General features: G+C 67.2%; 16 protein-coding genes. 4 read left to right on the forward strand and 12 right to left on the reverse strand.

Annotated elements, in window-relative coordinates; translation table 11 throughout:
- A partial coding sequence (locus VBO01S_RS20770) for a magnesium transporter CorA family protein (protein ID WP_174543685.1) occupies positions 1 to 695 on the forward strand: 695 nt, incomplete at its 5' end.
- Positions 696 to 779: 84 nt separating this feature from the next.
- Here VBO01S_RS20770 and VBO01S_RS20775 read toward each other — a convergent pair.
- Positions 780 to 1,148, reverse strand: coding sequence for a hypothetical protein (locus tag VBO01S_RS20775; RefSeq protein WP_062478764.1), 369 nt, complete (start codon positions 1,146 to 1,148; stop codon positions 780 to 782).
- Positions 1,149 to 1,435: 287 nt separating this feature from the next.
- On the opposite strand from VBO01S_RS20775, the gene VBO01S_RS20780 reads away from it, so the two are divergent.
- On the forward strand, positions 1,436 to 2,326 hold the full coding sequence (locus VBO01S_RS20780) for a LysR family transcriptional regulator (protein ID WP_062478766.1): 891 nt from the start codon (positions 1,436 to 1,438) through the stop codon (positions 2,324 to 2,326).
- 49 nt (positions 2,327 to 2,375) lie between these two features.
- On the opposite strand, the gene VBO01S_RS20785 is transcribed toward VBO01S_RS20780, so the two are convergent.
- Both VBO01S_RS20785 and VBO01S_RS20790 read right to left on the reverse strand, forming a co-directional pair.
- Positions 2,376 to 3,059 carry a dienelactone hydrolase family protein gene (locus VBO01S_RS20785; protein ID WP_062478769.1) on the reverse strand — a complete coding sequence of 228 codons (684 nt, stop codon included), beginning with the start codon at positions 3,057 to 3,059 and terminating at the stop codon, positions 2,376 to 2,378.
- A gap of 57 nt (positions 3,060 to 3,116) precedes the next feature.
- Positions 3,117 to 3,716: a 2-hydroxychromene-2-carboxylate isomerase gene (locus VBO01S_RS20790; RefSeq protein ID WP_062478772.1), complete on the reverse strand. Its 600-nt coding sequence runs from the start codon at positions 3,714 to 3,716 to the stop codon at positions 3,117 to 3,119.
- Positions 3,717 to 3,855: 139 nt separating this feature from the next.
- Here VBO01S_RS20790 and VBO01S_RS20795 point away from each other — a divergent pair, with 139 nt between their 5' ends.
- Both VBO01S_RS20795 and VBO01S_RS20800 read left to right on the forward strand, forming a co-directional pair.
- Complete coding sequence (locus tag VBO01S_RS20795; RefSeq protein ID WP_062478775.1) at positions 3,856 to 4,602, forward strand: SDR family oxidoreductase; 747 nt, start codon at positions 3,856 to 3,858, stop codon at positions 4,600 to 4,602.
- Positions 4,603 to 4,605: 3 nt separating this feature from the next.
- Entirely contained in the window at positions 4,606 to 5,259 is a 654-nt protein-coding gene (locus VBO01S_RS20800) for a MarC family protein (protein ID WP_056576614.1), read from the forward strand.
- A gap of 6 nt (positions 5,260 to 5,265) precedes the next feature.
- On the opposite strand, the gene VBO01S_RS20805 is transcribed toward VBO01S_RS20800, so the two are convergent.
- From VBO01S_RS20805 to lipP1, 9 genes are all read right to left on the reverse strand, one after another.
- Entirely contained in the window at positions 5,266 to 5,727 is a 462-nt protein-coding gene (locus VBO01S_RS20805; RefSeq protein ID WP_062478778.1) for an EVE domain-containing protein, read from the reverse strand.
- 74 nt (positions 5,728 to 5,801) lie between these two features.
- Entirely contained in the window at positions 5,802 to 6,968 is a 1,167-nt protein-coding gene (locus tag VBO01S_RS20810) for an ABC transporter substrate-binding protein (protein ID WP_062478783.1), read from the reverse strand.
- A gap of 32 nt (positions 6,969 to 7,000) precedes the next feature.
- Positions 7,001 to 8,857 carry an AMP-dependent synthetase/ligase gene (locus tag VBO01S_RS20815; protein ID WP_062478786.1) on the reverse strand — a complete coding sequence of 619 codons (1,857 nt, stop codon included), beginning with the start codon at positions 8,855 to 8,857 and terminating at the stop codon, positions 7,001 to 7,003.
- 8 nt (positions 8,858 to 8,865) lie between these two features.
- Positions 8,866 to 9,639 carry an ABC transporter ATP-binding protein gene (locus VBO01S_RS20820; protein ID WP_056576626.1) on the reverse strand — a complete coding sequence of 258 codons (774 nt, stop codon included), beginning with the start codon at positions 9,637 to 9,639 and terminating at the stop codon, positions 8,866 to 8,868.
- A gap of 278 nt (positions 9,640 to 9,917) precedes the next feature.
- The gene (locus VBO01S_RS20825; RefSeq protein ID WP_062478788.1) at positions 9,918 to 10,736 is read right to left on the reverse strand and encodes an ABC transporter ATP-binding protein; all 819 of its coding nucleotides are present in this window, start codon (positions 10,734 to 10,736) and stop codon (positions 9,918 to 9,920) included.
- Positions 10,733 to 11,809 carry a branched-chain amino acid ABC transporter permease gene (locus tag VBO01S_RS20830; RefSeq protein ID WP_062478791.1) on the reverse strand — a complete coding sequence of 359 codons (1,077 nt, stop codon included), beginning with the start codon at positions 11,807 to 11,809 and terminating at the stop codon, positions 10,733 to 10,735. The genes VBO01S_RS20825 and VBO01S_RS20830 overlap by 4 nt, the downstream gene beginning before the upstream one ends.
- A 7-nt stretch (positions 11,810 to 11,816) precedes the next feature.
- A complete protein-coding gene (locus VBO01S_RS20835; RefSeq protein WP_062478794.1) occupies positions 11,817 to 12,692 on the reverse strand; it encodes a branched-chain amino acid ABC transporter permease in 876 nt (291 codons plus the stop codon).
- 21 nt (positions 12,693 to 12,713) lie between these two features.
- Positions 12,714 to 13,544: a helix-turn-helix domain-containing protein gene (locus VBO01S_RS20840; RefSeq protein ID WP_062478797.1), complete on the reverse strand. Its 831-nt coding sequence runs from the start codon at positions 13,542 to 13,544 to the stop codon at positions 12,714 to 12,716.
- 113 nt (positions 13,545 to 13,657) lie between these two features.
- On the reverse strand, positions 13,658 to 14,599 hold the full coding sequence (lipP1, locus tag VBO01S_RS20845) for a LipP1 family hormone-sensitive lipase (protein ID WP_062478799.1): 942 nt from the start codon (positions 14,597 to 14,599) through the stop codon (positions 13,658 to 13,660).
- Positions 14,600 to 14,920: the final 321 nt, after the last annotated feature.

A 14,920-nucleotide genomic window follows, 5' to 3' on the forward strand; every position in this document is an offset into this window, starting at 1 on the left:
CCGCCCGGCTGCTGGCGGCCGCCTCGTCGGACGACCGCGGCACGCCGGCGCTCGACGTGCGCGCCACCTCGGCCCGCCTGCCGGCGAGCCCCGCCGACCTGATGCTGCGCATCGTCAACCTGATCGTCGACGGCTACCTCGACATGCGGCGCGAGCTCACGAAGCAGCTCGACCACTGGCAGACCGAGCTCATCGACCCGCGCAGCCGCTTCACCAACTGGAGCGCGCTGATGGAGGCGCGCCAGTCGCTGCACCGGCTGGACGAGATCTGCGAAGACCAGCGCGCCGCCATGCAGGACTGGATCGATTCGCTCGAAACCCTGCCCGTGCCGCAGGGCGAGACCGCGCAGCGCGAGCGCGACCTGATCATGGTGCGCAGCCGCGACGTGCTGGAGCACATCCAGCGCGTGGTGCACCACGTGCACCGGCTCGAGCAGAACGCCGAGACCGCCGTGCAGATGCACTTCAGCGTCCAGGGCCACCGGGCCAACGACATCATGCGGGTGCTGACCGTGCTCACCGCCATCTTCCTGCCGCTGAACCTCATCGCCGGCATCTTCGGCATGAACTTCGAGTTCATCCCGCTGGTGCACAAGGCGGACGGCTTCTGGATCGCGATGTCGGCGATGCTGGTCATCGCAGTGCTGCTGGTCCTGATCTTCTGGCGCAAGCGCTACCTCGCCCGCACGCGCTGAGCGCCCATGAAAAAAGCCACGCAGATGCGTGGCTTTCTCTTGTCAGCCCGGGCCGCCCCGAAAGGCGGCTGGCTTCGCGGCCAATTACTTGGCGACGGCGCCCGAACCTTGCTGGGCTTGAACGCGTGCGTCCATCGGGTTCACCATGGTCGAGATGACCTTGCTGTTGACGCGCGAACCCGAGGTCACGTTCTGGTCGGGAGCGTAGGCCGTGCGGATGGCTTCGGCTTCGACGATCGAACGGTCCTTCGACACGGCCACGGTTTCCGCGCCGCGCGAACCACGCACGACGTTCTGGTTCGGGGCTGCGGCGGTGCGCTGGGCTTCGGCGTTGACTTCGTCGCGGCTCTTGGACGAGATCACTTGGGTCACGCCTTGGTACGTCTCGGCTTGGGCGCCGGTGGCGGCCAGGAGGGTCAGGGCGGCGGCTGCGAAAATGTGCGAGGTCTTCATGTCTGTTCCTTGTGTTCGGCTAGATGGGATGTCCACCAGGCTTGCACGTTGGCTCGCCTGTGCGGCGAGTGTCAGCCGGAATTCCTTCGGGAAAACACTCGGTTCAGAGACACGGTGTTTCCTGTAGCGAAACAATCAGTCAACAAAGTCGTGCACGCAAAAAAACCGGGCACAAGGCGCCTGACTGCTTCCGGCTTACACCAGAACCCCGCGCCGGTCCTATCCGGCAAAACCCCCGAGAATCGGCACACCGCGCTCCCTCGCGAAAAACAACGGGTTTCACTGACATGGACAGTCTCGATCTGATCAAAACCTTCCGGGAAGTCGCCTCGCACGGCAGCTTCTCCCAGGCCGCCAAGCGGCTCGACATGTCGAAGGCCACGGTCAGCAAGTACGTCGCCGAACTCGAGACCCGCTTCGGCGTGCGCCTGCTCAACCGTTCCACGCGTTCCGTCAGCCTCACCGACGCCGGCCAGCTGCTGCTCGAGCGCAGCACCCCGATGCTCGAAATGGTCGAGCTCACCCAGGCCGAGTTGCAGGAGCGCGCCAGCCAGCCCGGCGGCCGGCTGCGCATCTCGGCGCCGCACGGCATGGGCAACGGCGAGTTCCCCGACCTGCTGGCCGACTTCATGCGCCACTACCCCGACGTGAGCATCAGCCTGCAGCTGACCAACCGCACCGTCGACCTCGCCGAGGAAGGCATCGACGTCGACATCCGCAGCGGCCCGGTGGAAGACGCCAACCTCATCGTGCGCAAGCTGCGGCTCATCCACATGGTGGTCTGCGCCTCGCCGGTCTACTGGAAGAAGCACGGCAAGCCCGCGCACCCGCAGGAGCTCGCCCAGCACGAGGCGCTGACCCATTCGCTGCTGGGCACGCAGCCCGCGTGGCGCTTCGATGACAACGGCCAGCCGCTGGACGTGCAGGTCAAGAGCCGCATGGACTGCACCGAAGGCGCGCCGCTGATCCGCGTCGCGATGCGCGGCTTCGGCGTGATCTACCTGCCCTCGCTGCTCGTGCAGTCGCACATCGACAGCGGCGAGCTGGTGCCGGTGCTCGAAGGCTATGCGCGCAAGGACATGTGGCTGTCGGCCGCCTACCTGCAGCGGCGCCACAACAGCGCAGCGCTGCGCGCGCTGCTCGACTTCCTGCAGACCCGGGTCGGCGCCAAGAAATAGAAATGAAAAAAGCCCGGCACTGCCGGGCTTTTGCTTGAAGCGTGCCGGATCAGCCGACGTGCTTGGCAAAGAAGGCCAGCACGCGTTCACGCGCCGGCTTCGCCGCCTCGGCGTTGTACGAGCCGCGCTGGTCGCAGTTGAAGCCGTGGTCGGCCTCGTAGACATGCACGTCCACTTCGGGGTGCGCCTTCTTGAAGGCCTCGATGGTGTCCAGCGGAATCCAGTGGTCGCGGTTGCCGAACTGCGCGAGCACCGGCACCTTCGGCTGGCGTGCGCTTTCTTCCGGCGTCGTCATGCCGCCACCGTAATAAGGTGCGGCAGCGGCCAGACCCGGCAGCAGGGCTGCGGCGCGCCAGACCAGCAGGCCGCCCCAGCAGTAACCGACGATGCCGACCTTGCCCGCCTTCGAGGCGTAGGCGATCGCGGCTTCGAGGTCCTGCAGCACGCCGGGCGCAGGCAGCGCCTCGACCGCGGTCTTGTAGCCGAAGCCGGTCTTCATGTCGTCGTCGCTGTAGCCCAGCTCGACGCCGGGCTTGACGCGGTGGAAGGTCGACGGCGCCACGGCCAGGTAGCCGTCGGCCGCGTAGCCGTCGGCTACCGAGCGGATGTGCGAGTTCACGCCGAAGATTTCCGGCACCACCACCACGGCGCCGCGCGGCGTGCCCGTGGGCTCGGCCACGTAGGCGGGAAAAGTGAAGCCGTCCTTGGCGGTGAGGTCGATGAATTGGCCCATGGGGTTCTCCTGAAACGATGGAATGAAAAAAGAAAAAGCGAGTTGGCTTGCGCGCCGTCAAGCGCGCAGCGCCCGCTCGACGAAATCGAGCCGGTCCTGGCCCCAGAAGATCTCGCCGTCGATCACGTAGCTCGGCGCGCCGAACACCTGGATGTCGATCGCTTCCTGCGTGTAAGCCTCGTAACGCTCCTGCACCGCCTGGCTCTGCGATTGCTCGGCGCGCTTGGCCGGCAGGCCGCATTCCGCGACCAGGGCTTCGAGCAGGTTCGGGTCGCCGATGTTCCGCTCCTGAACCCACACGGCCGCGAACACCGCCGCGCTGATGCGCATCGCGGCCTCGGTGCCGTCGTGCATGTCGACCGCGATGATCAGCCGCGCGGCATCGTCGCCGGCCACCGGAAAGAACTTCGGCTTCGGGTTCAGCGGCAGGCCCAGGTGCTTCGAGAAGCGCGCCAGCTCGAGCAGCCGGTAGGCCTGGCGCTGCGGTGCGCGCTTGCCCAGCGGCAGGCCGCCCGACACGGGGAACACGCTGCCCATGTCGATGGGCCGCACGCGCACGGTGGCGCCAGCGGCCGCGGCGATGGCGGCAAAGCGGGTATGCCCCAGATAGGTCCACGGGCTCTGTGGCGCAAAGTAATAGTCGATGGTCTTGTGCATTCAGTAACCTCCGTGCTGCGCACTGCGGTGCGAGCTGGCTTGGGGCGGCGCGGCGCTCGTGCTCATGCGCCAGCCCTCGGTGATGTAATCCAGGCCGTCGGTTTTAACTGACGCACAGTTTCTCTGCAGGAGGTGGGATTTGGACCAGGTGCTCTTGATCACCGGCGGTGGGCGCGGCATTGGTGCCGCCACGGCCTTGCTCGCCGCGAAGCGCGGCTACGCCGTGGCCGTGAACTACGCCAGCAACTCGCTGGCCGCCGACGAGGTGGTGCGCACCATCCGCGCGGGCGGCGGCACCGCCATGGCGGTGCAGGCCGACGTGGGCGACGAGGCCCAGGTGCTCGCGATGTTCGCGAAGGTCGACGCCAAGCTCGGGCGCCTCACCGCACTCGTGAACAACGCCGGCGTGGTCGATGTGCAGGCGCGCGTCGACGAAATGAGCGTGGCGCGGCTGGAGCGCATGTTCCGCATCAACGTGATCGGCAGCTTCGTCTGCGCGCGCGAGGCGGTGAAGCGCATGAGCACGAAGCACGGCGGCGAAGGCGGCGCCATCGTCAACATCTCCAGCGGCGCCGCGCGCATCGGCTCGCCCGGCCAGTACGTCGACTACGCGGCCAGCAAGGCAGCCATCGACACCCTGACCATCGGCCTGGCCAAGGAAGTGGCCGACGAAGGCATCCGCGTGAACGCGGTGCGCCCCGGCGTGATCGACACCGAGATCCACGCCTCCGGAGGCCAGCCTGGCCGCGCCGCCGAGATGGGCCCAGGCGTGCCGATGAAGCGCAGCGGCACCGCCGAAGAAATTGCCGGTGCCGTCCTGTGGCTGCTCTCGCCCGAGGCCAGCTACACCACCATGGCCCTGCTCGACGTGACCGGAGGACGCTGAGCCATGAGCACCTCCATGGACCTCATCAAGCCGCTGGTCACGCTGGTGGCCATCGTCAACCCGCTGGCCATCGTGCCCTTCTTCATCCACTACACGCAGGACTACTCCGACGCCCAGCGCAAGCGCACGGTGCGCATGTCGGCCTTCAGCGCCTTCGTGGTCATTGCCGTCAGCGCGCTCATCGGGCTGCAGTTGCTGTCCTTCTTCGGCATCTCGATCGCAAGCTTCCAGGTCGGCGGCGGCCTGCTGCTGCTCATGAGCTCGATCTCGATGCTCAACGCGCAACCGGCCGAGAGCAAGACCAACGTCGACGAGCTGCGCGCGGTGGAAGTGAAGGCGTCGATGGGCGCCTCCATCGCGGTGGTGCCGCTCACCATTCCGCTGCTCACCGGGCCGGCCGCGATCTCCACGGTGGTGATCTACGCCGACAAGACACAGCACCTGTGGGAGCTGGGGCTGCTGGTCGGCTATGGCGTGGTCGTAGCGCTGGCGACCGCACTGGCGTTTTCGCTCGCGCAGCCGATCGCGCGGGTGCTCGGCAAGACCGGCATCAACATCATGACGCGGCTGATGGGCCTGATTCTCGCGGCGCTCGCGGTCGAGGTGATGGCCGACGGACTCGGCAAGCTGTTCCCGATCCTGTCGAAAGTCGCCTGAACAGGCTCAGGCCAGCATCTTCTCGATGACCTTCCAGTGCGCCGGCTCCACCGGCGTGATCGACAGCCGGTTGCCCTTGCGCAGGATGACCAGATCGGCCAGCTCGGGCCTGGCGCGCAGCTCGGGCAACGCCAGCAGCCGCGTCTTGCGCAGCGCCTGCACGTCGACCAGCAGCCAGCGCGGGTCTTCCTTCTTCGCGCCGGCGTCGTAGTACGGCGACTTGGGGTCGAACTGCGTCGGGTCGGGTTGGATGCCCGAGGCCACGCGCGCGATGCCGGCAATGCCGGGCTCGGGGCAGCTCGAGTGATAGAACAGCACGCCGTCGCCGACCTTCATGCCATCGCGCATGAAGTTGCGTGCCTGGTAGTTGCGCACGCCGGTCCACGCCACGGTGGCATCGGGCGCGGCGAGGGCATCGTCGATCGAGACCTCGTCGGGCTCGGATTTCATCAACCAGTACTGGGGCATGGCGGCGGTCTCGCGAAGGGGATTTCGCGGAATATAGCCGCTCGCCCCGAGCACGGTACCGGGGCGGCGCTGGCTTACGGCGTCACGTAGTCAGACACCACCACCCACTTGCCGTCCTTGATCTGCGACAGCCGCGACTGGTCGTTGCCCAGGCGCTTGGTGGCGGTGTAGGTGCTCTTCGGGCTGCCGAACATGTCGGGCTCGAAGGTGATGCTGTCCATCGCCTTGATGAAGCTGTCGGTCGTCAGGTTCGGGCCGGCCTTGGTCGCGGCCTTGATGAACGAGTCGATGATCACGTAGCCGTACACCGAGAACACGGTCGGGTCTTCGTTGAACTTGGTCTTGTACTTGTTGGCCCAGAAGCGCAGCGGCTGCGACTGTTCGTCGGTGTAGGGGTTCTGCACCGTCATGGTGGCGTACACGCCATCCATGGCCTTGCCGCCCAGCTTGTGGATCAGGTCGGTGTAGGCCGCGCTCGAACCCAGGAAGGTCGGGTTGAAGCCGGTCTTGCGCGACTCGCCCACCGTGCCGATGGTCTCGCGGATGATGGTGCCGAGCACCACGAGGTCGCAGTTGGCCGCCTTCATCTTCGCGACCTGCGAGCTGAAGTCGGTGGCGCCGCGCTTGAACGAGGTCTTCTCGGCCAGCTCCATGCCCGCGGCCTTCAGGCCGGCCTCGGCGCCGCGCTGCACCTCCAGGCCAAACTCGTCGTCCTGGTAGATCGTGCAGACCTTCTTGGCGCCCTTGTCCTTGATCATCTTGGGCAGCGCCAGGCGGATCTGGTCGTAGTAGGTGGCCGCGAACGAATACTTCAGCCGGTTCAGCGGCTCGTACATTTCGCGCGCCGCCGTGATCGGCATGTAGTTGACGACGTTCTTGTCGAACTGCACCGGCATCGCCGCCATGTTCTGCGCCGTGCCGATGTGGCCGGCCATGATGAAGATCTTTTCCTGGTTGACCAGCTTCTGCGCCGCCAGCACCGCCTTCTTCGGGTCGTAGCCCGAGTCTTCGACGAAGAGCTTGAGCTTGCGCCCGTTGAGCGTGCCCTGCTCGTTGAGCTCGTCCACGCGCAGCTGCATGCCGTTGCGCGCCTGCTTGCCGAAGCCCGCGAGCGGACCCGACAGGTCCTGGATGGTGCCGATGCGGATCTCGTCCTTGCTCACGCCCTGCTGCTGCGCGGACGCGAGCGTCGCGATCAAGCCCAGCACGGCCAGCGTCGTCAATGTCTTGAGCTTCGTCATAGCGTTGTCTCCTCGGGTTGGCAAAAAAGAGGTCAGCGGTACATGGCGTCGATGCGCTGCGCGTACTTGGTCTGCACCAGCTTGCGCTTGAGCTTCATCGTGGGCGTGAGCTCCTCGTCCTCGGCGCTGAGCTGCGTCTCGAGCAGGAAGAACTTCTTGATCTGCTCGACGCGCGCGAACTTGGCGTTGACGCGATCGATCTCGCCCTGGATCAGGTCCTGCACTTCCTGCGTGCGTGTCAGGCTCTCGTAGTTGCTGAACGGCACGTCGTGGTCCTGCGCGAATTTCTCGACGTTCTCCTGGTCGATCATGACGATCACCGTGAGGTAGGGCCTCTTGTCGCCGATCACCACGGCATCGGTGATGTAGAGGCTGAACTTGAGCTCGTTCTCCAGTTCGCTCGGGGTCACGTTCTTGCCGCCTGCCGTGATGATGATGTCTTTCATCCGGTCGGTGATGCGGAAATACCCGTCCTCGTCCATCACGCCCACGTCGCCCGTGTGCAGCCAGCCGTCGGCGTCGATGGTCTCGGCGGTCTTCTCGGGCAGGTTGAGGTAACCCATGAAGACATTGGGGCCGCGCACCAGGATCTCGCTGGTGGCCGGATCGATGCGCACCTCGTTGTAGCCCGTGGCCGGGCCGATGGAGCCGGGCTTGATGCGCGTGACGGGCACGGCCGTGGAGGCGCCGCACGACTCCGTCATGCCCCACACCTCGAGCATGGGCACGCCCAGCGCGAGGTACCACTTGACGAGCTCGGGCGAAATGGGCGCCGCGCCGGTCACGAGAAAGCGCGCGCGGTGGATACCGATGAGCTTGCGCGCGTTGTCCAGCGCCAGCAGCCGCGCCAGCCGGAACTTCAGGCGCAGCCCCGTGCCGATCTCCTGGCCCGCGAGCACCTTGTTAGCGATGGTCTCGCCCACGCCGATGCTCCAGTGGTAGGCGGCCTGCTGCAGCGGGCTGGCCTCCTTCAGCGCGATCATCACGCCCGAGTAGAACTTCTCCCACACGCGCGGCACGCCTGTGAACACCGTGGGCGCAATCTCGCGCACGTTCTCGGGCACCGTCTCGGGGTTCTCGACGAAGTTGAGGATCGAGCCCGTGTACATCGCGAAGTACTCGCCGCCCATGCGCTCGGCGATGTGGCACAGCGGCAGGAAGCACATGCGCTCGTCCTTCTCGTCCTGCGCGATGAGCGTGTTGTAGCCGCGCGCGGTGTACACCAGCCCCGCGTGGCTGTGCATGGCGCCCTTGGGCTTGCCGGTGGTGCCCGAGGTGTAGACAAGAATGGCCAGGTCTTCGGGCCGGCAGGCCGCCACGCTGCGCTCCACCGCCTGCGGATCGCCCGCCAGGTGCGTGCGGCCGAGGGCGCGCAGCGCATCGAGGCTCATCACGCCCGGGTCGTCGAGCTCGCGCAGGCCTTCCATGTCGAACACGACCACGCGGCGCAGGCCGGGCAGGCTGGCGCGCACCTCGAGCGCCTTGTCGAGCTGCTCGTCGTCTTCCACGAAGAGCACGGTGGTGCGCGAGTCTTCGCTCAGGTACTGCACCTGCGAAGCAGCGTCGGTCGGGTAGATGCCGTTGGAGACACCACCGCAGCTGAGCACGGCCAGGTCGGCCAGCACCCATTCGATGACGGTGTTCGAAAGAATGGACGCGCACTCGCCGCGCGTGAAGCCGATGGCCTGCAGCCCGGCCGCGATCTCGCGCACGGCCTCGGCGGTCTGGCGCCAGCTCCAGCTGCGCCAGATGCCCAGCTCCTTCTGCCGCATCCAGATGTTGTCGCCGCGCTGGCGCACGGCGTTCCAGAACATGGCCGAGAGCGTCTCGCCGGGCACGAGGATGTCGTGGCCGGGTTCGATGGTTCGCAGATCCCAGAGTCCTTGCATGGCGACGGCTACCTCCAGGTCTTCTTCTTTTTCCAGCGCCGCTCGCCGCGCACGCCGTCGTCCTTGACACCCAGGTAGAACTCCTTGATGTCGTCCTTCTCGCGCAGGCGTTCGCACGAGTCCTCCATGACGATGCGGCCGTTCTCCAGCACGTAGCCGTGGTCGGCGGCGTTGAGCGCCATGTTCGCGTTCTGCTCCACCAGCAGGATGGTGGTGCCGCGCTCGCGGTTGATGCGCACCACGATCTCGAAGATCTCCTTGGTGAGCTTGGGGCTCAAGCCCAGGCTGGGTTCGTCCAGAAGAATGAGGTGCGGCGCCGCCATGATGGCGCGCGAGATGGCCAGCATCTGCTGCTGGCCGCCCGAGAGCAGGCCAGCGTCCTGCGTGGCGCGCTCGCGCAGAATCGGGAAGTAAGTAAAGACGGTCTCGATGTCCCGCGCCACGCCGTCGCGGTCCTTGCGCGTGTAGGCGCCCATCAGCAGGTTGTCCTTCACCGACAGCAGCGGGAACACCTCGCGCCCTTCGGGCACGTGGCTCAGCCCCTGCTGCACGATGAAGGCCGGGTCTTTCGCCGTGATGTCCTGCCCCTGGAACTCGATGCTGCCCTTGCGCGGATCGATGATCCCCGAGATGGTCTTGAGGATCGTCGTCTTGCCCGCGCCGTTGGAGCCGAGCACGGTGGCGATCTCGCCCTTGCGCACCTTCAGGCTCACGCCGCGGATGGCCTTGATCGGGCCATAGGCGCTCTCGACGTTGAGTAGCTGGAGTACGACGTCGCTCATGCCGCTGCCCCCTGATTCAAGGCGGAACATGCAGAGCCATCACGCCACGACGAAGCCCGGTGTGCGGTGCGGCGTGGGCGCCCCCTCTGTGCCGCCGAGGAGCGCAGCGTTTCGCGGATCAGGGCTCGCAGCTGTTTGAGCGCAACGCAGTGGAGCGAGTTCTGCGAGACCCCGCGAAACGCGAGCACCGCAGGGGAGCCGCGAAGCGGCCGGCGCAGTGGGGGCGACCGCGCCGTGCCGTGCACCGGGCGTCTCCAAAGGAGTAGCAAACACAGCGCTCATGCCACAACCCTCCGAAGGCTGCTCACGTCATCCACAGTCCCGAGATAAGCCTCGATCACCCGCGGATCGGCTTGCACCTCACGCGGAGACCCCGTAGCCAGCACCTCCCCTTGGTTCATGGCCAGCACGCGATCCGACACCTTGGAAACCAGCGACATGTCGTGCTCGACCATCAACACCGACACCCCCAGCTCATGCTGGATGTCCTGAATCCAGAACGCCATGTCCGCCGTCTCCTCGACATTGAGCCCCGAAGAAGGCTCGTCGAGCAGCAGCAGCTTCGGCTCGGTGCACAGCGCGCGCGCCAGCTCCACCACCTTGCGCACGCCGTAGGGCAGCCCCGCCACCATCGAGTCCCGGTAGTGCTGCAGGTCGAGCAGGTCGATCACCTGCTCCGCCTTCTCGCGCGCCGCGATCTCGGCGCGGCGCGTGGCCGGCGTGAAGAACACCTCGCTCCAGAACCCCGTCTGCCGGTGCGTGTGGCGCCCGATCAGCAGGTTGTGCAGCACCGTCGCATGCTCGAACAGCTCGATGTTCTGGAAGGTGCGCGCAATGCCCAGCGCGGCGATCGCGTGCGGCGCCTGCTGCGTGAGCGCGATCGCCCCGCCCGCCTCGCCATGCCAGGTGATCTCGCCCGTGGTCGGCGTGTAGATGCGGCTGATCAGGTTGAACACCGTCGTCTTGCCCGCGCCATTCGGGCCGATGAGCGTGAACACCTCGCCGCGCCGCACATCGAAGCTCACCTTGTTGACCGCCAGCACGCCGCCGAAGCGCACGCTCAGGTCTTTCGCGGAAAGAAGGACGTCGTTGCTCATCTCAGCCGATCCGATTTGGTGAACGACTTCTGCCGCTTGAACAAACCCTTGCGGTAGAACGGGAAGAGCTGCAGCCAAGTGCGGATCTTGAGCCAGCGCCCGTACAGCCCCAGCGGCTCGAACAGCACGAAGGCGATCAGCACCAGCCCGTACACCAGCCCCTGCAGGCCGGGCGCCTGGCCGACCACCGCCGGCAGCCAGTCCTTGCCCATCGAGATCAGCTGCGGCATCGCGATGAGAAAAATCGCGCCGAGGAACGCGCCGTGCACCGAGCCCAGCCCGCCGATCACCACCATCAGCAGCAGGTCGATCGACTGCAGGATGTTGAACTGGTCCGGCGAAATGAAGCTCAGCTTGTGCGCATACAGCGCACCGCCCAGCCCCGCGAGTGCGGCCGAGATCGCGAACGACATCGTCTTGTAGCGCGCCAGGTGGATGCCCATGCTCTGCGCCGAAATCTCCGAATCGCGGATAGCAACGAAGGCGCGCCCCGTCGGCGAGCGCAGCAGGTTCAGGATGCCCAGCGTGGACACCACCGCGACCACCAGGCACAGAAAGTAGAAGCCTTCGCCCGAGCCCAGCGACCAGCCGAACAGCTGCGGCGACTTCACATGCAGGCCCGCGTTGCCGCCCGTCACGCTTTCCCAGCGCGCGAACACCTCCTCGACGATGAAGCCGAACGACAGCGTCGCGATGCCGAGGTAGATGCCCTTCACGCGCAGCGCCGGCATCGCCACCACCACGCCCACCGCCGCCGACAGCGCGGCCGACGCGAGCAGCGCGAGCGGGAACGGCACGCCCATGTTCGTCAGCACGCCCTGCGTGTACGCGCCCGTGCCGAGAAACGCCGCGTGCCCGATGGAGAACTGCCCCGTGAAGCCCGCCAGCAGCATCAGCCCCAGGCCGACGATGCCGTAGATCAGCACGAAGGTCAGCTGCGCGAGCCAGTACTCGTCGATGACCCACGGTGCGACGAGCAGGAAGGCCACGAGCAGGCTGTACCAGAGCACGTGGCCGCCGTGCCGCGCGAGGCGGATGTCCTGGTCGTAGCTGGTCTTGAAGATGAAGCGCATGGGATGTTCAGACCTTCTTGCGCAGCTTCTCGCCGAACAGACCGTTCGGCTTGATCATGAGCATCAGCAGCACCACGATGTACGGCGCCGTGTCCTTGAAACCATCGGGCAGGTAGAAGCCAGCGAACGACTCGACGATGCCGATCACCAGCCCGCCGACGATTGCGCCCGGCAGGCTGCCGAAGCCACCGACCACCGCGGCCGGAAAGGCCTTCAGTCCGATGAAGCCCATGTTGGCGTGCACGAAGGTGATGGGCGCCAGCAGCATGCCGGCGATGGCTGCCACGGCGGCGGCGAGCCCCCACACCAGCCCGTTGAGCCGCTTCACCGGAATGCCCATGTAGTAGGCCGCGAGCTGGTTCTGCGACGAGGCCTGCATCGCGATGCCCAGCTTGCTGTAGCGGAACATGGCGTACAGCAGGCCGCACAGGATCGCGGTGGCGATGATGATCACGAACTGCTCGAGGTTCACAACCAGCTCGCCGAGCTTCCAGATCTGGTCCTTGTAGGGCACCGCCAGCGTGTGGGTGTCGGTGCCGATGCCCGGCACCATGGTGATGAGGCCGCGCGCCACGTAGGCGATGCCGATGGTCAGCATCACGATCGAGAACTGCGGCTGCCCGAGGATCGGGCGGATCACCACCAACTCGAGCAGCACGCCGAAAGCCGCCATGGCCACCACGGCCAGCAGCGCCGCGAGCCAGAACGGCATGCCGAACAGCGACATGCCCGCGAAGGCACCGAACGCGCCCAGCATCATCAGGTCGCCCTGCGCGAAGCTCACCGTTTCGGTGGCCTTGTAGATCAGCACGAAGCCCAGCGCGATGAGGCCGTAGATGCACCCTTGCGCGATGCCCGACAGCAGGAGTTGGAGGATCTGCATGCGTTGCCGTCCCGCGCGCCGTTACTGCCGGAACCCGCCGGCCGCGTCGTGCAGCGCGAGGCGGCGCGAGCCTGCCACGATGTCGCTGGGCTTGAGCCCGTAGACCTGGCGGATCGAATGGCTGAAGTGCGTGGAGTCGGGGTAGCCGGTGTCCAGCGCGATGTCGGTCAGCGTGCCGCTCTGGTGCACGTAGCGCAGCAGGCTGCGCGCACGCTTCCAGGCCCGGAAGCCGCGAAAGGCCATGCCCGTCTCCTGCTTGAACAGGTGCAGGAAGCGCGAGAACGACAGGTGCACCGAGGCCGCGCAGTCTTCCGCCGACGCGGGCGCGGCCGGGTCGGCCACGAGCATGTCGACCACCTTGCGGATGCGCGCGTCGAGCGGGCGCGGCACGAGCGGGCCGTCGAAGAACAGCGCGTCGAAATCGAAGCCGTCGAAGTCGATGCCGCGCGCCGAGGCCGCCAGCAGGTGGGCGTGGACCTCGCGCATGCGCTGCACGAAGGCCGGCGCATCGACCGGGCCGCAGTGCTGCAAAAAGGCCAGCATGCGCGCGGGATCGACCGACTCCGATTCGATCAGCAGGTTGAAGATCAGCGGGCAGGCGCTCTCGACCTGGTGCGGCACGTGCGGTGGCACCACGATGAACTCGCCGCTTTGCCAGGCCCCGCCGCCGATGCGGATGCGGTTGGGCGGCGCACCGGCGGGCGACACGTACACGCCGTGCCCGCCCATGGCGCGCTCGGCCGCGGCGCCGAGCAGCCCGGCGTAGAAGACGCGCTGCGGCGTGAGCCACATGAGGCGTTCGCCCTGCCGTGCATCGCCGCCCGAAGGCGTCGACGTCCTGGTTCGCTGCATGGTGTCTGTCTCCTGCATCGGTCGACGACGTCCGACCGGGGGGTGGCGCCGCGTTCGCTGGATCGTAGCGGCGGGGGCCTTGCGCGCGGCATCCATTTGCGCGGGGACTTTCCCTAGGCCGACGCGAACGCGCGGCGCAGTTCCGCCGCGCACAACGCGACGGCGGTGTGGGCCTCGTCGAGCACCTTGCCCATGGTGATGAAGCCATGGATCTGGCGCTCGAAGCACACGTAGTTCGCACGGTTGCCGGCGGCCGTGAGCGCCTCGGCATACGCCGCGCCTTCGTCGCGCAGCGGGTCGTAGCCGGCGGTGAGCACGAGCGCCGGCGGCAGGCCCGACAGGTCGGTGTGCAGCAGCGGCGAGGCGCGCCAGTCGAGGTCGTGCTTCGCGTCGGTGATGTAGTGGTCGTGGAAGTAGGTCATCGTGTCGCGCGTGAGCAGGTAGCCCTGCCCGTTCGCCTGGTGCGACGGATGGCCGCGGCGCATGTCGGTGGCCGGGTAGATCAGGAGCTGGAACACGATCGGCAGGTCGCCCGCATCGCGCGCGGCGATCGACGCCACGGCCGCGAGGTTGCCGCCCGCGCTGTCGCCGCCCACCGCGAGGCGGCTCGCATCGAGCCCCAGTGCGGCAGCTTCGCGGCGCACCCAGCGGGTGGCGGCGAGCACGTCGTCCACGGCGGTGGGAAAGCGGTGCTCCGGGCCCATGCGGTAGTCGACCGCGACCACCGCGCAGCCCGCACCGTTGGCCAGTTCGCGGCACAGCACGTCGTGCGTGTCGAGGTCGCCGATGACCCAGCCACCGCCGTGGTAGTACACGAGCACGGGCAGCGGGCCCGGGCCTGCGCCGAGCGGCTTGTACAGCCGCACCGCAATGGTGCCGTGCGGCCCGTCGGCGGCGAGGTCGCGCACCTCGGCAACCTCGGCCGGCAGCGGCTGCGTGGCGGTGCGGCGCTCGCGGTAGTAGGCCCGCGCGTCGGCGGGCGACAGGGTGTGGGTCGGCGGAATGCCGCGCGCTTCGATGAAATCCAGCAAGGCGCGCGCCTGGGGATGCAGCATGGTGTCTCCGGTGAATCGAACGGAGCGCTCAGTGTGGAGGGCGGGGCGCCTGCGGGGTATCCGCATGCACCCGCACCCGACCGGCGTCCTGGCGACAAGACCCGCACCATGCCCGCACCGCTGCGGGGTCGCTTGCGAAAACTGGCTACCGGGGCCCGGCTCGCGGGTTCACCCGGAGAGCCGCGCAGAAGGTGTGAATGGACCCGGCGTGGCCGAGCAGCCCGCCCAGGCGCGCCCAATCAAGGCGCAAAGCGGAGCCATAGCTTGGGCTATGGCGAGCATTTGCAACGCGGAGTGGGCGTGTCTGGGCGGGATGAGCGG

This window comes from Variovorax boronicumulans NBRC 103145 (genome assembly GCF_001591345.1).
In the GTDB taxonomy this organism is placed as follows: domain Bacteria; phylum Pseudomonadota; class Gammaproteobacteria; order Burkholderiales; family Burkholderiaceae_C; genus Variovorax; species Variovorax boronicumulans.

Coding starts and splice junctions, on each gene's coding strand:
- VBO01S_RS20785 (WP_062478769.1), bottom strand. CDS start 3,059: ATGGGCCAATTCATCGACCTCACCGCCAAGGACGGCTTCACTTTTCCC.
- VBO01S_RS20805 (WP_062478778.1), bottom strand. CDS start 5,727: ATGCCCCAGTACTGGTTGATGAAATCCGAGCCCGACGAGGTCTCGATC.
- lipP1 (WP_062478799.1), bottom strand. CDS start 14,599: ATGCTGCATCCCCAGGCGCGCGCCTTGCTGGATTTCATCGAAGCGCGC.
- VBO01S_RS20800 (WP_056576614.1), top strand. CDS start 4,606: ATGAGCACCTCCATGGACCTCATCAAGCCGCTGGTCACGCTGGTGGCC.
- VBO01S_RS20835 (WP_062478794.1), bottom strand. CDS start 12,692: ATGCAGATCCTCCAACTCCTGCTGTCGGGCATCGCGCAAGGGTGCATC.
- VBO01S_RS20820 (WP_056576626.1), bottom strand. CDS start 9,639: ATGAGCGACGTCGTACTCCAGCTACTCAACGTCGAGAGCGCCTATGGC.
- VBO01S_RS20840 (WP_062478797.1), bottom strand. CDS start 13,544: ATGCAGCGAACCAGGACGTCGACGCCTTCGGGCGGCGATGCACGGCAG.
- VBO01S_RS20790 (WP_062478772.1), bottom strand. CDS start 3,716: ATGCACAAGACCATCGACTATTACTTTGCGCCACAGAGCCCGTGGACC.
- VBO01S_RS20810 (WP_062478783.1), bottom strand. CDS start 6,968: ATGACGAAGCTCAAGACATTGACGACGCTGGCCGTGCTGGGCTTGATC.
- VBO01S_RS20815 (WP_062478786.1), bottom strand. CDS start 8,857: ATGCAAGGACTCTGGGATCTGCGAACCATCGAACCCGGCCACGACATC.
- VBO01S_RS20825 (WP_062478788.1), bottom strand. CDS start 10,736: ATGAGCAACGACGTCCTTCTTTCCGCGAAAGACCTGAGCGTGCGCTTC.
- VBO01S_RS20780 (WP_062478766.1), top strand. CDS start 1,436: ATGGACAGTCTCGATCTGATCAAAACCTTCCGGGAAGTCGCCTCGCAC.
- VBO01S_RS20775 (WP_062478764.1), bottom strand. CDS start 1,148: ATGAAGACCTCGCACATTTTCGCAGCCGCCGCCCTGACCCTCCTGGCC.
- VBO01S_RS20830 (WP_062478791.1), bottom strand. CDS start 11,809: ATGCGCTTCATCTTCAAGACCAGCTACGACCAGGACATCCGCCTCGCG.